Origin of the sequence: Planctomonas psychrotolerans, from assembly GCF_008642235.1 — a bacterium.
In the GTDB taxonomy this organism is placed as follows: domain Bacteria; phylum Actinomycetota; class Actinomycetes; order Actinomycetales; family Microbacteriaceae; genus Planctomonas; species Planctomonas psychrotolerans.
In genome coordinates, this window is sequence record NZ_SJEV01000001.1 from 2,107,737 (window position 1) to 2,122,950 (window position 15,214).

A 15,214-nucleotide genomic window follows, 5' to 3' on the forward strand; every position below is an offset into this window, starting at 1 on the left:
CTGTCACCCGGCGGTGACCTCACGGGCGAAGCGGTCGACCCAGACGTTGCGCGTGGACACGAGCTCCTCGGGGTCGAGCGTGGAGTATTCGGCGGCGATCGGGTCGGCCGCGATGTCGCCCACCACGTCGAGGATGGTGTCCGGAACCGTGGCCTCCAGGTTCACGGGCAGGTCGCCCACGAGCTCGGCCGAGGCGCTCTGTGCCTCCACCGACAGGAGGTAGTCGATGAACGCGAAGGCGCCCTCGACGTTCTCCGAGCCGACCGGAACCATCGCACGGTTCGTGGCCATGTACCGGCCCTCGGCGGGAGCCGTCCACGCCACGGGCTCGCCGGATGCGACCAGATCGGTGGCGAACCCGCTCAGGGAGTCGGCCGCCACGATCTCGCCCTGGGTGAGCAGGTTCGTGACCTCCGTGGAGGAGCTGTAGAACTGCAGCACGTTGGGTGCCCACTCGCCGATCGTCTCGAGCGCCGTGTCGATGTCGTACGGGCCGCTGCCGTAGGTGTCGGCCACGCCCGACACCATGAGTTGTCCCGCGGTGACCGAGATGTCGGGCAGCGCGAGCTTGCCCGCGTAGTCGCTGTTGCCGTACAACTCCCAATCGGCGGCCTCGTCCGCGCTCAGCTCGTCGGTGTTGTAGAGGGTGCCGTTGAGCTGGTAGCTGTACGCCGGGCCGAGGTACGAACCCTCGGTGGCGAACTCGGCGATGTTCGCGAGATTCGGCACGTCGGCCTCGGTGACCTCCTGGAACAGGTCGTCCTCCTGGCCGAGCGCCGCGTAGTAGTCGGAGATCAGCATCACGTCGATGCCGGACTCGCCGTCGGCGAGCTGCAACTGCGAGAGACGGTCCGCATTCGATCCGGTCTCCACCTCCACCTCGATGCCGGTGGCTTCGGTGAACGGATCGAAGACCGCCTCCTGGAACTCCTCGACACCGAACGGGAAGGTGCTCACGACGATGCTCTGCGGGGCGTCCGTATCGGTGCCGGTCGATCCCTCCTCGGCTGCGGACGAGCAGCCGGTGAGAGTCAGCGCGCCGACGGTGACGCCGGCCGCGAGCGCCAGGCTGCGCCTGCGGGGGGTGGGGAACGTGCGGGACATGGACGGACCTTTCGTCGGTGGCCTCTGCGGCCGAGGAGGGAGGGAGGAGCTGAGCGGGAAAAGCGGAGAGAGGAAAGCGCGCCGTCGGGGATGCTCGCGCTCAGCGCACCGGTTCGGGGACCTCGGCGGCCATGGCGACGAGCCGGGAGGGCGGGGCGGTGACGGTGACGACGTCACCGATGGACACCGTGCTGAGCCCGTCGCTGCGGACATCGGAGATCAGCCGCACGTCGGCTCCGCTCGCGTCGACGGTACGCACGGTGACGAGCATGTCGACGCCGCGGTAGGCCACGTCGGTCACCGTTGCGTCGAGCGCGAGGCCTCCCGCTGCGGTCGGTCCGCCGACGGGGAGAACATCGAGGTGTTCGGGTCGCACGGCCAGCACGGATCCGTCGGCCGCGGTGAGGAAGTTCTCGTAGCCGAGGAAGTCGGCGACGAAGCGATTGGCCGGGTTCGGGAACACGTCCTGGGGCGCACCCTGCTGCATGATGCGGCCGGCACGCATGAGCACCATGTCGTCGCTCATCTCGAGCGCCTCGTCCTGGTCGTGGGTCACCAGCACGACGGTGAGGCCCGTCTCGGACTGGATGCGGCGGAGTTCCGCCCGCATGTGCACGCGCAGCCGCGCGTCCAGGTTTGACAGCGGCTCGTCGAGCAGCAGAAGCTTCGGCCGGATGGCGATGGCCCGGGCGAGGGCGACCCGCTGCTGCTGTCCGCCCGACAGCTTCTTCGGCTTGCTGGCCGCCAGGTGGCCGAGCCCGACGAGCTCCAGGGTCTCCTGCACTCGCTGCTGCCGCTCGGCTGCGGGAACCCGCCGCAGTTTCAGTCCGTAGCCCACGTTCTCGGCGACCGTCAGATGCGGGAACAGCGCGTACGACTGGAAGACCATGCCGAGATTGCGCTTCTCGGGCGGCGTGCGCGTGCTGTCGACGCCGTCGATGTCGATCCGTCCCGAGGTCGGCGCCGCGTAGCCGGCGAGCATGCGCAGGGTGGTCGTCTTGCCGCACCCGCTCGGTCCGAGCAGGGTGGTCAGCTTGCCCTGCGCGATGCGCAGGTCGATCGAGTCCACGGCGGTGAAGTCGCCGAAGACCTGACTCACCCCGGCGAATTCTGCAGCAGCGTTCATCGGTTGATACCTCCGAAGATCTTGGCGAAGCCGACGGTGCGTTCGGCGATGACGGCGATGACGACGGTGCCGGCGAGGATGAGCGTGGCCATGGCGGCGACCATGGGGTCGTAGCTCTGCTGCACGTAGTCGAGCATCGTCACGGGGAGGGTGCGGAAGTCCCGGCTCTGCAGCAGCAGCGAGAGCGGCACGTTGTTGAACGAGGTGAGGAAGCTGAGGAGCCCCGCAGAGAAGATGCCGGGCCGGAGGAGCGGGAGGGTGATGGTGAAGAACGCGCGCAGGGGAGAGGCGCCGAGCCCGCGTGCGGCCTCCTCGAGTGCGGGGTCCGCGAGGGCGAGGGATGCGCCGGTCACGCGAACCGCGTACGGCAGCATGAGCACGGTGTGGCCGAGCAGCAGCGTCTCGAAGTTGGCGAGGCCGAAGCCGATCATCAGTTGCTGGTAGAGCGCGAGTCCCACGACCAGCTCGGGCACGATCAGGGGCGAGAGGAACAGTCCTTCGATCACGCCCTTGCCGGGAATGGCACCTCGGTGGATGGCCAGGGTGGCGGGGATACCGATGGCGAGCGCGAGCACGGTCGCGATCAGCGCGAGCTGCAGGCTCGACACCAGGGCCGAGATGAACGGGTCGTAGGTGAGGGCGGCCTCGAACCACTGCAGCGAGAAGCCCTCGGGCGGAAAGCGGAGGGTCCTGCCGCCGGTGAACGATGTGGCGACGACGAAGAGGATCGGCACGATCATGATGATGTAGCCGAGAACGGCGAGGGATCCGGCGACCGGGCGGCTGGTTCTCACGAGGTGGCCCCCTTCCGAGCGACGAGCGACGACAGCCCCGAGACGAGGAAGACCAGCACGGTCATGATCAGCGCGGTGGCCGACGCTCCGGCCCAGTCGATGGTCACGCTCGCGTAGGAGAAGAGCTGGGTGGACAGCATCCGCTGGGACGACCCGCCGAGGAGATACGGGGTGGTGTAAGCGGTGACCGCACCGGCGAACACGAGCGTGGCGGCGACCACGATGCCCGGCAGTGACAGGGGGATGACGATGGTCCAGAAGGTGCGACCGCGGCTGGCGCCCAACCCACGTGCTGCGTCGTCGAGCCCGGCATCCACCTGGGCGACCGCCGAGTAGCAGGAGATGATCGCGAGGGGAAGGAACAGCTGCGTGAGACCGAGCACGATGGCCAGTTCGGTGTAGAGCAATTGCGGTGCAGCATCCACGAGACCGAGCCCCGTGAGCAGCTGACCGATGGCGCCGTTCGAGCCCAGCACCACGAGCCACCCGAACGTACGCACGACGTTGCTCAGCAGCAGCGGGAAGATCGCGAGGGCGAGCAGCACACCGGCCCAGCGGGAGGTGGAGCGCGCCAGCAGGTAGGCGATGGGGAATCCGAGCGCCACGCATATTCCGGTGACGATGAGCCCGAGCCCCACCGTCCTGCCGATGATCCGCAGGTCGTACGGATCGGACAGCATGGCGCCGAGCCGGCCGAAGATGTCCGCAGCGGTCACTCCGGGCGGGGCGAACAGCATCACCACGGAGGGGATGAGGAAGCCGATGAGCAGCAGAGCCAGGCCCGGGAGGAGCAGCAGGGCGGGTGTGCGGGTTCTCACGGTGCGCGCTCCGTTCCTTCTCGGTGTCGGTGTCCAGCTCATGCCGCTACTGGGCAATGAAACCGGTTGCACAACCGGTTTCATTGAGCCTAGGGTGTGTCGGCGGGTCGTTTCCACTCCGGGTGTAAACACTGTGTAACGGAGGCGGGCTCGGCCGGTCGCCTCCGAAGCGCCGCGAAACGAAGGGAAGCCGTGCCCACGCTCGCAGACGTCGCCGCTCGTGCCGCGGTCTCCAAGGCGACCGCGTCACGTGCCCTGAGCAGGCCGGAGCTCGTGGCCCCCGACACGGCGGAGCGGGTGTTCTCGGCGGCACGGGAACTGGGTTTCGTACCCAGCCGGGTGGCCCGTCAGCTCGCCCGGGGTACGAGCGGCATCGTTGCGCTCGTCGTTCCGACGCTCGACAACAGCTTCTTCACCCCGATCATTGCCGGCGCGCAGGCCCGAGCCGGTGAGGCGGACCTGCAACTGACCGTCGCGGTGCATCCGCTGGAGGACATCGCCGAGCTCGGGGCGTTCGAGCGGCTCTCCCGACAGGTCGACGGCTTCATCCTGGTCGCACCCCGCGGCGGTGACGACGTGGTGCACGGCGCGGGAGCCTTCAAGCCCACAGTCCTCGTCGATCGGGAGCTCGCGGGACTCACCTCGGTCGTTGCCGACACGGCCACGGCGTTCGGCTCGCTCATCGATCGCTTCATCGTCGACGGCCACAGCCGACTGGCCTACATCGGCGGTCCCGAGGGGTCGTGGCAGGATCGCCAGCGCACCGCGGCGGTGCGGAATGCCGCAGCCGGTCGCGCAGAACTTCTGGTGCTCGGACCGCTTCCCTCGACCTTCGCCGCGGGAGTGGGCGTGGCCGCCGAGATCGTCGACGGGCGCGCGACTGCGGTGCTGCCGTACGCGACCGCCATCGGTCTCGGCCTCATGTTCGCGCTCCGTTCCACGGCCCACCGCGATGTCGGTGTGACGGTGAGCTCGGAGCGGATGATCGTGGAATCCCTCGGTCTCGCCGACGTTCCGGCGATCGACGTCGACGGTGAGGAACTCGGGCGAGTGGCGATGGACCGACTGCTCGACGCGCTCGCACCTGCGGGCGCCCCGCCGTCCGCGGACCGGCTCACCGTTCCGGTGCGCTGGCCGAACGCGCGATAGGGGGCAAGGCCCGAGCAGGCGTCACCCGAGCAGGCGTCACCCGAGCCGACGCACTGCAGCGGGCGCTACTTCAGCAGGCGGGAGAGCACTCGATCGGCCAGGGGCTTGCCGCCGGTCTGGCAGGTGGGGCAGTACTGGAACGTGGAGTCGGAGTAGATCACCTGACGCACGATGTCGCCGCACACCGGGCACTCCTCGCCGGTACGCCCGTGCACGCGGAGGCCCGATTTCTTCTCCTTCTTGAGCTCCGAGGCGTGCAACCCTTCGGCGCGGGCGATGGCATCCCGCAGCGTGGATCGCATCGCGTCGTAGAGCCGCGCTGCCTCCTCGGAGGACATGGCGGCAGGCTTGAACGGCGACATCCGGGCCACGTGCAGGATCTCGTCCGAGTAGGCGTTGCCGATGCCGGCGAGGATGGACTGGTTGCGGAGCACCCCCTTGATCTGCGAGCGTCCGGCGGCGCGTAGAATCTCCTCGAACCGTTCCGGGGTGAAGTCGTCGCTCAGCGGATCGGGACCGAGGCGCGCGATGCCCGGTACCTCGGCAGGGTCGCGCACGAGGTAGATCGCGAGGCTCTTCTTCGTGCCCGCCTCGGTGATGTCGATTCCTGAACCGCCGTCGAGCACGAGGCGGGCGGCGAGCGGCCCCTTGCCCGGTCGGCCGCCCGGCCGTGCGCTCGCCTGCGGCGCCTCGTACCGCCAGCGGATCCAGCCGGCGCGGGCGAGGTGCAGCACGAGGTGCAACTCGCCGATCTCGATGTCGAGGAACTTGCCGTGGTGGTCGACGGCGCCCACGCTCTGGCCCGCGAGCGCCGACACCGGCGGATCGAAGGTCTTGAGCGCCGCGAAGGAGGTGATGTCCAGGCGCTCGACGGGGGATCCGCCGAGGCGTTCACCCAGGTCGGCGGCGAGGGCGGTGATTTCGGGAAGTTCGGGCACGAAGCCAGTGTCCGCCGCCGGACCCGGTTCGTCTAGATGTGGCCGGCAGCCAGGGGGTGCAGGGCCGTGGGTGCAGGCGGTCCCGCTCCGGTCGCCACCGTTCCTGGTCGTGCCCGTTACCGGTCTTCCCCTTTTCCGAGCCCCACCGGTCCCGGTCGTTACGCTGGGCGGCATGGCGCCGTTCCTCTCGCCCGCGACCCGTGCGGCTCTCGATGTGCTCTCCTCCGGCGAGCGGTCGGAGCCCGAACCCGAGCCGCTGGAGCGTCTGCGGGCGATGCGCGCCCTGCTCGCCGCGCTGGACGCCGACGATGCGCAGCTGGCGAGTGTCCGCAGCGCGCTCGAGGCGGGTCGGAGCTGGGATGACATCGCCGAGGCCGCGGGGCTCGGGCGGGCCGCGGCGAAGTTCCGCTGGCAGGGCACGGATGCCGACATCGAGCACCGCAGGCAGGCGGGACGCAAGCGCAGCGCGCGTCCGTCGAGCGTGCCCGCCGACCTGCCCGGCCTCTCGGTGGCCGAGGAGGCGGCACGTCAGGGGGTGACGGCGCAGGCGATCTACCAGCAGGTGACGCGCGGCGTGCTGACGAGCGAGATGGTCGAACTGCCCGACGGGCGTCGGTACAAGCGCGTCTTCCCCGCCGAGCTGTCTCGGGTGAAGTCCGCCGATAAGGGCGACGCGGAGTCCACGCCTGGGGCTTCGTCGACGGTGCCGACGGTGCCGACGGGGGATGACCGGTGACCGTGACCGCCTCCGCCGGCCGTCCGCGCGTGCCACGCCCGCCTCTCCGCGCGACCCTGTCGGCGGCAGGCATCGATGTGGCACTCGTGGCTGCCTTCGTCCTGATCGGTCGGCGCAATCACGAGGAGGGATTCGCCCTGCCCGGGGTGTGGGGAACGTTCTGGCCCTTCGTCGCCGGGCTCGCCGCCGGATGGCTCCTGAGTCGTGCGTGGCGGCGCCCGCTGCACCCGTGGCGCGTCGGCGTCCCGGTCTGGCTGTGCGCGGTGGGCGTGGGGATGGCGCTCCGCGTCCTGAGCGGTCAAGGTACGGCGCCGAGCTTCGTCCTGGTGACCGCGGTGCTCCTTGCGCTGGCGCTCGTCGGTTGGCGGCTGGTGGCGCGGATGCTGCCCGGCATGCGCGCGGCAGCCGTCGGTTCACGCGCCCCGACCTCGACCACCCCGACCGCGGCCGCCCCGACCGCGGCTGCCCCGACCCCGCCCGCCCCGACCCCGCCCGCCCCCACCTCGACCACACCGACCTCGACCACACCGACCTCGCCGGCCCCATGAGCACCACGGCCCGTGGTGCTCCCGCTGCCCCCGCCGCAGGCAGGGCGTACATCGGCATCTCGGGGTGGCGGTACGCGGCGTGGCGCGGCGACTTCTACCCGAAGGGTCTGGCGCAGCGGCGGGAACTGGAGTTCGCCGCATCCCGCTTCGCGTCCGTGGAGCTCAACGGGTCGTTCTACTCGTTGCAGCGGCCCGAGAGCTACGAGCGCTGGGCGGCCGAGACGCCGCCCGGCTTCGTCTTCGCCGTGAAGGGCGGGCGATACATCACGCACATGCTGCGGTTGCGCAACGTGCGCGACGCGCTGGCCAACTTCTTCGCCTCGGGCGTGCTCGCGCTTGACGAGAAGCTGGGTCCGGTGCTCTGGCAGTTGCCCGAGCGATCGACGTTCGATGCGGAACTGCTGGAGTCGTTCTGTTCGTCGCTCCCACGCACGACGCGGGAAGCGCTGACCCTCGCCCAGACCCACACGGCGATGGTGGAGGGGCGCACCTGGCTGGAGCCGCGTCCGGATCGCGCGATGCGCCACGCGCTCGAGGTGCGACACCCGAGCTTCGACACCGACGAGTGCGCCGACATCCTGCGGCGCCACGGCATGGCGATGGTGGTGGCCGACACGGCGGGCAGGTGGCCGAAGATCGAGCGGCCCACGACCGACTTCGAGTACGTGCGACTGCATGGCGCTGAGGAACTGTACGTGAGCGGATATACGCCGGAGCAGCTCGCCGAGTGGGCCGCGACGGTGCGGGGGTGGCTGAGCGGTGCTGGTGCGGCCGGTGGTGGTCGTGCGGGTGCGGGGGCCGGTGGCGGTGCAGGTGGCGGTGCTGATGCGGGTACCGGTGGCGGTGCGGGTGCGCGTGTGGGCGTCGGCGGGGGTGCTGCTGCCGGGCGTGACGTCTACGTGTATTTCGACAACGACGTGAAGGTGCGCGCCCCGTACAACGCGCTCGAGCTGCGGCGCCTGCTCAACCTGTCCTGATCCTCGTCGTCTCGACCCGACGCCTGTCCGTTGTGATCACTCGTCCCACTTCGCCTCTTGCGGGACGTCCGGACACGTTGAGGTGGTGGCATCGACCTCGACCTGATGTGGCGGGACGTCCGGACCCGTCGAGGTGGTGGCATCGACCTCGACCTGATGTGGCGGATTTCCAGCGCGCCCAGGCCTCGCAGGTCCGCCGCGTTTCCCGCGGTTTCCCTCCTCTACTCCTCCACATCACCGCTCGCCGATACGCTCTCGCGGGCCTGCTGTAGCCCGACGAGTGACCCGCGAAATGTCGGTGGTCGGGTGTCTAATACGGGCATGGAGAGCTCGATCGGAACACCCGGATCCGGGACGAACGCCGCGTCCAGCGGTGCCGAATCGAGCACCGCAGCGTCTGCTTCAGCCGTGTTGAGTAGCACCGCGCCAAGCAGCACCGCGCCAAGCAGCGTCACTTCGCCCTCGGCTCACCCCGCGGCCGACCCCGCCGCGGACCCCACGGCTGACCCCGAGCGATCCGCCCGAGCACGATTCACGGACACCATCGGCGTTGCCATCGATTCGATCGTCGACGTCGATCGGGCGATGGCGCAGCTCGCGGCGGTCCGAGCGGAGATGATCGACGGTGCACGCCGCCTCTGTGGCATCCCCGATCCCACACCTGGGGTCGACGGCCGCCGAGCCCCGGCCACCATTCCCGAACGCTCCTTCCGCGCCGAGATCGCCACCGCACTTCGCATCCCCGAGCGAACGGCCGAGACGCTGATCGCCACGAGCGCCGCATTGGTTCACGACCTGCCGCATACGTTGAAGGCGCTCACGTCCGGAGTCATCAGCTATTCGGCCGCGCACCGGATCGCCGATTCGGCTGCGATGATCTCCGAGCCCGGCGTGCGCGAGTCGTTCGACAGGCAGGCCGTCGATATTGCGGTCGGAACCACCGTGGCGATTCTCAACCGCAAGCTCCGCGCGCTCCGGGATCGCGTGCAGCCGGAGGAACTGGAGACGCGTCACACTCGGGCCCTCGGCGACCGGGAGGTCTTCATCGACCCCGGCCACGACGGAATGGGCTGGCTGAACGCCTACCTGCCCGCGGTCGAACTCATCGCCATCGACGGACGGTTGACCGATGCCGCCCGCGCCCTGCATCACCCGAATGACGGCCGAACCATCGCCCAGTTGCGCGCGGACATCCTGCTCGACGTGCTGTTGAGCGATGCGCCCGCCGCTGCCGCCGATGCCGCGGGTACCGTGGATGCCGGTGACTCCGACGGCACTGGCAGCGTGAACCGCGCGGGTGGTGCCGCAGGCGCAGGCGCAGGCGCAGGCGGCGGCGCAGGCGCGGGCGCCGGCGCCGACGGCACCGCCGCCGACGGCACCGCCGCCGACGGCACCGCCGCCGACGGCACCGCCGCCGACGGCACCGCCGCCGTCGACAGCGAGTTCCGTGAGCTCGAGTCGGCTGGTCGCGCGGGCGACACCGATCCTTCGGGCCGTCCTTCCACGGGCGCCGCCGAAACCTATCGCGGCATCCGGCCCCGCGTCTTCCTCACCGTCCCGGCTCTCACGCTTCTGGGACTCGCCACCGAGCCGGCCACGCTCGAAGGATACGGACCCATCGACGCGGACACCGCGCGCGAACTCACCGCCTGTGCTCCGTCGTTCACCCGCATCCTCACCCACCCGGAAAGCGGGGCGGTGCTCTCGGTGGGTCGCACCCGCTACGCCGTGCCGCCCGACCTGCGGGACTGGTTGCGCATCCGCGACTACAGCTGCCGTTTCCCCGGGTGCGATCGCGGCGCGGTCCGCTGCGATCTCGACCACACCGTCGACTGGGAGCACGGTGGTGCGACCGCGCACGACAACCTCGCCCACCTGTGCCGCAAGCATCACACGCTGAAGCACCATTCCGCGTGGCGCGTGGCTCATGCGGGCGAGGGGACGTTGACCTGGATCTCACCGGCGGGAAGGGTGCACACCACCTGTCCCGACACTGCGTTACGTACGGGCCCACTCCTCGACCGCAGCGGAGCCCGTTCCGGTGCGGGAGTGAACCGACCCGGATCAGGACCCGGCCGCGCTCCCGGACCCGGCCGCGCTCCCGGACCCGGCCGCGCACCCGGGTCCGGCGCCGGGCCAGCAAACGGATCCGGTGCCGGACGAGCACCGATCCCAGAACTCGCTCCGGGTGTCGGTGCCATGCCCAGCCGCGGGCGCATTCGGTTCGAACCCACCGCTGCGTGGTCCGCCGTCTCACGGCCTGAGGTCACGCGAGCGGGTGTCCGAGAGTCGGAGTCGGAGCGTCCCGCGCATGCACGGCCGCGACCCGCGACTATCGGCGGCGATGACCGGCCACCGTTCTGAGGATCGCGCCGACCGTGCCAGCTTTCGGCACTCCACCCGGTACTCCGAGCCCGCGCATTCCAACCCCGGTCGATGCCGACCTAGACCTTCCCGCGCTGCACGCAGCTTTTCGCCGCATAATGGCCGGATGATCTCCTCCGACCTCGCATTTGCGCTCAACGCATCCGGCCTGGCGTGGAAGCCCACCTCGGGTGATCGGTTCCTCATCCACCGCGGCGAGTTCGAGAGCGAGGTGTTCACGCTCAGCGACATGACGATCGAGGCGCACGAGCATCCGACGGGAACGATCCTCGGTTTCAACGGCACCACCGAATGGGCGCTCGACTCGGTGGCGCTGGAGGACTCGCTGTGGTTGCCGCGGGAGGAGCAACTCCGCGAGCGACTCGGCGACACGTTCCGGTCGCTCCGGCGGACCGACGGGGGCGCCGGCACTGGCGCGGGCGCCGGCACGGGCACCGGCACGGGCACGGGCACGGGCACTGACTCCGGCACGGGCACGGGCACTGGCACCGGCACCGGCACGGGCACCGATACCGGCACCGGCACGGGCACCGGCTCCGCCTTCGAGGTCGAGATCGAACTGGCGGGTGAGGTGACGAGCTTCGCCGCCGACGACCCCGCCGATGCCTACGCCCTCGCACTCCTGGCCGTGATCAGCGCATCCGCGCTGGCGTAGTGCCGGTGTAGTTCGGGCATCCCCGAGCAACACCGAACGCGGCATCGCCGAGCAACACCGAACGCGGCATCCCCGAGCAGCACCGAACGCGGCATCCCGAGCGGCGCCGGCCGCGCTCAAACGGACCCGGCACCGGCCGCTCTCGCCGACCTCGAGCACGTGCCCAACCACTTGGAGCGGGAACTACGGATCGGACGCTCCGGTCTCATCGCCCTCGCCCTGCCCTACCGAACCCCGAGACCAGGTACCGAAGCGCTCGGCGGCGCCGCGTCTCACCGTCAACCCTCATCGTCAACCGGCACCGTATTGTGCCGCTGGGAAGCGCGCCCCAACTTGGTCACGAAACGCGGGATGTGCCGACCAACGCGTCGCATTCGCGCTAGATTGACGCCAGCGGTAGGCATGTGGGATTTCTTCCGAAGTTGTTGCAGCCGCCGTTACAACGATGTAATTTGAAGCACTGCGCCTCGAACGACGTTCAGACGGACGACGGTCGAGGGAGAAGAACAACGCGCCGTTCCCCGAGCGGCGAGCACCGGTACCGCCAACGCGTCTCAAAGGAGTGACGGGTGAAGCATACGAATACATCATTCGGACAGTCATCGAATGTCGAAGAGTTCTCGAACGTCGGACGGACAACGAACGTCGGACAATCGTCGAGGGGCCTGAGCCGCAGAGCGGTTCTCGGCGGCGGCGCCGCGCTCCTGGGTGGAGCGTTCCTCAGCACGAGCCTCGCGGGCTGCTCGGCAGTCGCCGCGGGTGATGTGCGGCAGCTGAAGTTCTGGCACCTCCTGAGCGGTGGTGACGGCATCAAGATGAACGCGCTCGTGCAGCAGGCCAACGAGGAGAACGAGCAGTTCAACGCGACGCAGACCGTGCTCACCTGGGGCACGCCCTACTACACCAAGCTCGCCATGGCGTCGGTAGGCGGCCGGGCGCCGGACGTGGCGGTCATGCACGCCACCCGCGTCGCGGGCTACGCGCCCGGCGGACTGCTCGACCCGTGGGACCTCGACATTCTGGCCGAGGAGGGCGTGACCGAAGAGGACTTCCTGCCCCGTGTGTGGGAGCAAGGCGTCGTCGATGGCGAGCTCTTCGCGATCGCGCTCGACACGCACCCGTTCATCATGATGTACAACACCGACGTCGCCGAGCAGGCGGGGGTCTTGGGCGAGGACGGCCTGCTTCAGGAAATCACCTCGCCCGATCAGTTCCTCGAGGTCGCCCGAGCCATGCAGGCGGTGACCGGCGAGCACGGGCTCTCCTACGGATTCCTCAACGACGGTGCTCAGATGTGGCGCCTCTTCTACACGCTGTACGCCCAGCACGGCGTGGAGATCGTGCTCGAGGAGGGCCAGCCGGTCGAGATCGACATGGATGCGGCCGTGGAGTCGCTCGAGTTCATCCAGTCGCTGCTCGACGGCACGATCGCCACACCGACCGGTGACTACGGCACGGCCGTGAGCGAATTCGTCACCGGCGGAAGCGGACTCTTCTTCACCGGCGTCTGGGAGCTGCCGACGATGCAGAATGCCGAGCTGCCCTTCAACGCATCGGTCATTCCGACCCTCTTCGGCACCCCGGCCACGTATGCCGACTCGCACTCGTTCGTGCTGCCGCACCAGAACGTGCCCGACGAGGACAAGCGCCGAGACGTGTACACCTTCGTGGCGTCGATCCTCAAGAACTCGATCAGCTGGGCGGAAGCCGGGCACATCCCGTCCTACCAGCCCATCGTCGAGAGCCCGGCGTATGCCGAGCTCGACCCGCAGGTGAACTACGCGCAGGCGGCCGAGCAGGTCGTGTTCGACCCAGGGGCTTGGTTCAGCGGATCCGGCTCGGACTTCCAGGCCTACTTCGCGGAGAACGTGCAGAGCGTCTTCCTCGGTAGGGAGGACGCCCGGAGCGGCATGGAGGGCTTCGTGAGGCGCCTCGAGATCATGCTGAACCGCCCGAACCCGCTCGAAGCAGCCTGAACCCGATCCGGAACTGACGAAACTGACGAAGGAGTCGATTCGTGACGACAACACCGCAACTCAATCGGGCGCAGGGCCGAGGCCCGACCGCGCTCGACCGCTCATCGGGCAGGGCTCCCCTCAGTAGGGAGAGGCGCGACTCGCTGCACGGCTGGGGCTTCGCCGCCCCGTTCGTGATCGCGTTCGTGCTCTTCCTGGTCTGGCCCATCCTGTACGGCTTCTACCTGAGCCTCACCGGGCAGTCCATCACCGGCGCGAACGCCGGCCTGGTGGGCTTCCAGAACTACGAAGAGGCGTTCGCAGACGCCGACATGTGGCGTTCGCTCGGCAACACACTCTGGTTCACCGTTCTCAGCACGGTTCCCCTCGTGCTCGTGGCCCTCATCCTGGCGCTGCTCGTGAACCTCGGCCTGCCCGGCCAGTGGCTGTGGCGGCTGTCGTTCTTCATGCCCTTCCTACTGGCGTCCACCGTGGTATCGCTGTTCTGGGCATGGATGTACAACCCGCAGCTGGGGCTGATCAACGACGTTCTCGGGAACTTCGGATTCGGGCAGACCGCCTGGCTCACCGACCCGAACACGGCGATGATGGCCGTGGTCATCACCACCGTTTGGTGGACCGTGGGGTTCAACTTCCTCCTCTACTTGGCGGCACTGCAGAACATCCCGGAGACGCAGTATGAGGCGGCCTCGCTCGACGGCGCAGGCAAGTGGCGCCAGCTCTTCTCGATCACGATCCCGCAGCTCGGCCCGACCACGCTGGTGATCGTCATCCTGCAGGTGCTGGCCTCGCTCAAGGTCTTCGACCAGATCTACCAGATGACCAACGGTGGTCCCGGTGGAGCCACCCGTCCGGTCGTCCAGTACATCTACGAGACCGGCTTCACCGCTTACCGGCTGGGCTACGCGTCAGCCATTTCCTATGTGTTCTTCGCACTCATTCTCATCGTCGCGCTGATTCAGATCGGCGTTCAGGCCCGGTCCCGGAAGGGAGCCAACTCATGACTCAAACGATCGACCGTCCGGAAGCCGAACTCCAGAACGCGCCAAGCGCGGGGGAGACCCGCAAACGCAAGCCGATCCAGCCCTCCACCATCGTCGCCCTGATCATCCTCGCGGTGCTCGCCATCCTCTGGCTGGCCCCGTTCGCCTGGGCGGTGGCGACGTCGCTGAAAAGCGAGGCGGACGCCGGCGCCACCCCCGTGAGCTGGATCCCGCCCGGCGGCTTCACGCTCGACGCGTACCGGAGCGTGCTCGGCGAGGGCAACATCCCGCAGTGGGCATTCAACAGTGCGCTGACCTCGATCGTGATCACGGCGGTGACGGTGATCATCTCGGCGCTCGCCGCCTACGCCTTCTCGCGGATCAACTTCACCGGTAAGAAGTGGTTGTTCTTCGTGATCATCGCGTCGATCATCATCCCGCCGCAGATGCTCATCGTGCCGCTCTTCTACCAGATGCTCGCCTTCGACATGGTGGACACCTACTGGGGCATCATCCTGCCGCAGATCATCCACCCGGCCATGGTGTTCATCCTGAAGCAGTTCTTCGACCAGGTGCCCATCGAGCTCGAGGAAGCGGCACGCGTCGACGGCGCGGGACGCATCCGGGTGTTCACCCAGATCGTGATGCCGCTCTCGCGTCCCATCCTCGCTGCGGTGTCGATCTTCGTGTTCATCGGTGCGTGGAACAACTTCCTGTGGCCCTTCATCGTCATCAACGACTCGTCGCTGATGACCCTGCCGGTGGGCCTGCAGACCGTGCAGAGCGCGTTCGGTGTGCAGTACGCGCAGGACATGGCCAGTGCCGTGCTCGCCGCGCTGCCGCTGATCATCGTGTTCCTGTTCTTCCAGCGCCAGATCATCAAGGGCGTATCCACCACGGGATTCGGCGGCCAGTAATCCTGAGCGCGAACTCCACCCACTGAGCAGCCGTGGGCACCGAACGTCGGTGTCCACGGCTACTCATGTTCCCGGGACCTTCTCCCACAGGCAAGACAATCGAGAGGA

Annotated in this window: 14 protein-coding genes and 1 pseudogene; 9 read left to right on the top strand and 6 right to left on the bottom strand. The window is 68.7% G+C overall.

Annotated elements, in window-relative coordinates; translation table 11 throughout:
* Window positions 1-3 precede the first annotated feature (3 nt).
* From EY822_RS09740 to EY822_RS09755, 4 genes are all read right to left on the bottom strand, one after another.
* Window positions 4-1,104, bottom strand: a complete 1,101-nt coding sequence (locus EY822_RS09740) for an extracellular solute-binding protein (RefSeq protein ID WP_150308090.1) — start codon at window positions 1,102-1,104, stop codon at window positions 4-6.
* 100 nt (window positions 1,105-1,204) lie between these two features.
* Window positions 1,205-2,230 (bottom strand): ABC transporter ATP-binding protein, encoded by a 1,026-nt coding sequence (locus EY822_RS09745; protein ID WP_150308091.1) that lies wholly within the window; start codon window positions 2,228-2,230, stop codon window positions 1,205-1,207.
* Window positions 2,227-3,024 carry an ABC transporter permease gene (locus tag EY822_RS09750; protein ID WP_227497174.1) on the bottom strand — a complete coding sequence of 266 codons (798 nt, stop codon included), beginning with the start codon at window positions 3,022-3,024 and terminating at the stop codon, window positions 2,227-2,229. The genes EY822_RS09745 and EY822_RS09750 overlap by 4 nt, the downstream gene beginning before the upstream one ends.
* Window positions 3,021-3,842: an ABC transporter permease gene (locus EY822_RS09755; RefSeq protein WP_150308092.1), complete on the bottom strand. Its 822-nt coding sequence runs from the start codon at window positions 3,840-3,842 to the stop codon at window positions 3,021-3,023. Before EY822_RS09755 ends, EY822_RS09750 begins: the two co-directional genes overlap by 4 nt.
* A gap of 192 nt (window positions 3,843-4,034) precedes the next feature.
* Between EY822_RS09755 and EY822_RS09760 the strand changes: the two genes are divergently transcribed.
* The gene (locus tag EY822_RS09760; protein ID WP_150308093.1) at window positions 4,035-4,991 is read left to right on the top strand and encodes a LacI family DNA-binding transcriptional regulator; all 957 of its coding nucleotides are present in this window, start codon (window positions 4,035-4,037) and stop codon (window positions 4,989-4,991) included.
* 65 nt (window positions 4,992-5,056) lie between these two features.
* Here the strand turns inward: EY822_RS09760 and EY822_RS09765 are convergent, their stop codons facing one another.
* Window positions 5,057-5,929, bottom strand: a complete 873-nt coding sequence (locus EY822_RS09765) for an Fpg/Nei family DNA glycosylase (protein WP_150308094.1) — start codon at window positions 5,927-5,929, stop codon at window positions 5,057-5,059.
* 172 nt (window positions 5,930-6,101) lie between these two features.
* On the opposite strand from EY822_RS09765, the gene EY822_RS09770 reads away from it, so the two are divergent.
* From EY822_RS09770 to EY822_RS09785, 3 genes are read left to right on the top strand one after another with little or no spacing between them, the layout of a single operon-like run.
* Window positions 6,102-6,665 (top strand): hypothetical protein, encoded by a 564-nt coding sequence (locus EY822_RS09770; RefSeq protein ID WP_150308095.1) that lies wholly within the window; start codon window positions 6,102-6,104, stop codon window positions 6,663-6,665.
* On the top strand, window positions 6,662-7,213 hold the full coding sequence (locus EY822_RS09775) for a DUF3054 domain-containing protein (RefSeq protein ID WP_227497175.1): 552 nt from the start codon (window positions 6,662-6,664) through the stop codon (window positions 7,211-7,213). The genes EY822_RS09770 and EY822_RS09775 overlap by 4 nt, the downstream gene beginning before the upstream one ends.
* The gene (locus tag EY822_RS09785) at window positions 7,210-8,190 is read left to right on the top strand and encodes a DUF72 domain-containing protein (RefSeq protein WP_150308096.1); all 981 of its coding nucleotides are present in this window, start codon (window positions 7,210-7,212) and stop codon (window positions 8,188-8,190) included. Before EY822_RS09775 ends, EY822_RS09785 begins: the two co-directional genes overlap by 4 nt.
* A gap of 221 nt (window positions 8,191-8,411) precedes the next feature.
* Here EY822_RS09785 and EY822_RS15440 read toward each other — a convergent pair whose 3' ends face one another.
* Window positions 8,412-8,645, bottom strand: a complete 234-nt coding sequence (locus EY822_RS15440) for a hypothetical protein (protein ID WP_227497176.1) — start codon at window positions 8,643-8,645, stop codon at window positions 8,412-8,414.
* Window positions 8,646-8,775: 130 nt separating this feature from the next.
* Between EY822_RS15440 and EY822_RS09790 the strand changes: the two genes are divergently transcribed.
* From EY822_RS09790 to EY822_RS09810, 5 genes and pseudogenes are all read left to right on the top strand, one after another.
* Entirely contained in the window at window positions 8,776-10,554 is a 1,779-nt protein-coding gene (locus tag EY822_RS09790; RefSeq protein ID WP_227497177.1) for an HNH endonuclease signature motif containing protein, read from the top strand.
* A 127-nt stretch (window positions 10,555-10,681) separates the two neighbouring features.
* Window positions 10,682-10,978, top strand: a pseudogene (locus EY822_RS09795) (pilus assembly protein CpaE); the annotation flags it as partial.
* Window positions 10,979-11,895: 917 nt separating this feature from the next.
* Complete coding sequence (locus EY822_RS09800; RefSeq protein ID WP_150308869.1) at window positions 11,896-13,206, top strand: extracellular solute-binding protein; 1,311 nt, start codon at window positions 11,896-11,898, stop codon at window positions 13,204-13,206.
* A gap of 143 nt (window positions 13,207-13,349) precedes the next feature.
* On the top strand, window positions 13,350-14,210 hold the full coding sequence (locus EY822_RS09805; protein ID WP_227497321.1) for a carbohydrate ABC transporter permease: 861 nt from the start codon (window positions 13,350-13,352) through the stop codon (window positions 14,208-14,210).
* On the top strand, window positions 14,207-15,106 hold the full coding sequence (locus EY822_RS09810) for a carbohydrate ABC transporter permease (protein WP_150308099.1): 900 nt from the start codon (window positions 14,207-14,209) through the stop codon (window positions 15,104-15,106). Before EY822_RS09805 ends, EY822_RS09810 begins: the two co-directional genes overlap by 4 nt.
* The last annotated feature ends 108 nt before the right edge of the window (window positions 15,107-15,214 follow it).

Bases quoted from the DNA above. Each gene is read 5' to 3' on its own strand.
- EY822_RS09745 (WP_150308091.1), bottom strand. From the start codon at position 2,230: ATGAACGCTGCTGCAGAATTCGCCGGGGTGAGTCAGGTCTTCGGCGAC.
- EY822_RS09770 (WP_150308095.1), top strand. From the start codon at position 6,102: ATGGCGCCGTTCCTCTCGCCCGCGACCCGTGCGGCTCTCGATGTGCTC.
- EY822_RS09810 (WP_150308099.1), top strand. From the start codon at position 14,207: ATGACTCAAACGATCGACCGTCCGGAAGCCGAACTCCAGAACGCGCCA.
- EY822_RS09785 (WP_150308096.1), top strand. From the start codon at position 7,210: ATGAGCACCACGGCCCGTGGTGCTCCCGCTGCCCCCGCCGCAGGCAGG.
- EY822_RS09740 (WP_150308090.1), bottom strand. From the start codon at position 1,104: ATGTCCCGCACGTTCCCCACCCCCCGCAGGCGCAGCCTGGCGCTCGCG.
- EY822_RS09790 (WP_227497177.1), top strand. From the start codon at position 8,776: ATGGCGCAGCTCGCGGCGGTCCGAGCGGAGATGATCGACGGTGCACGC.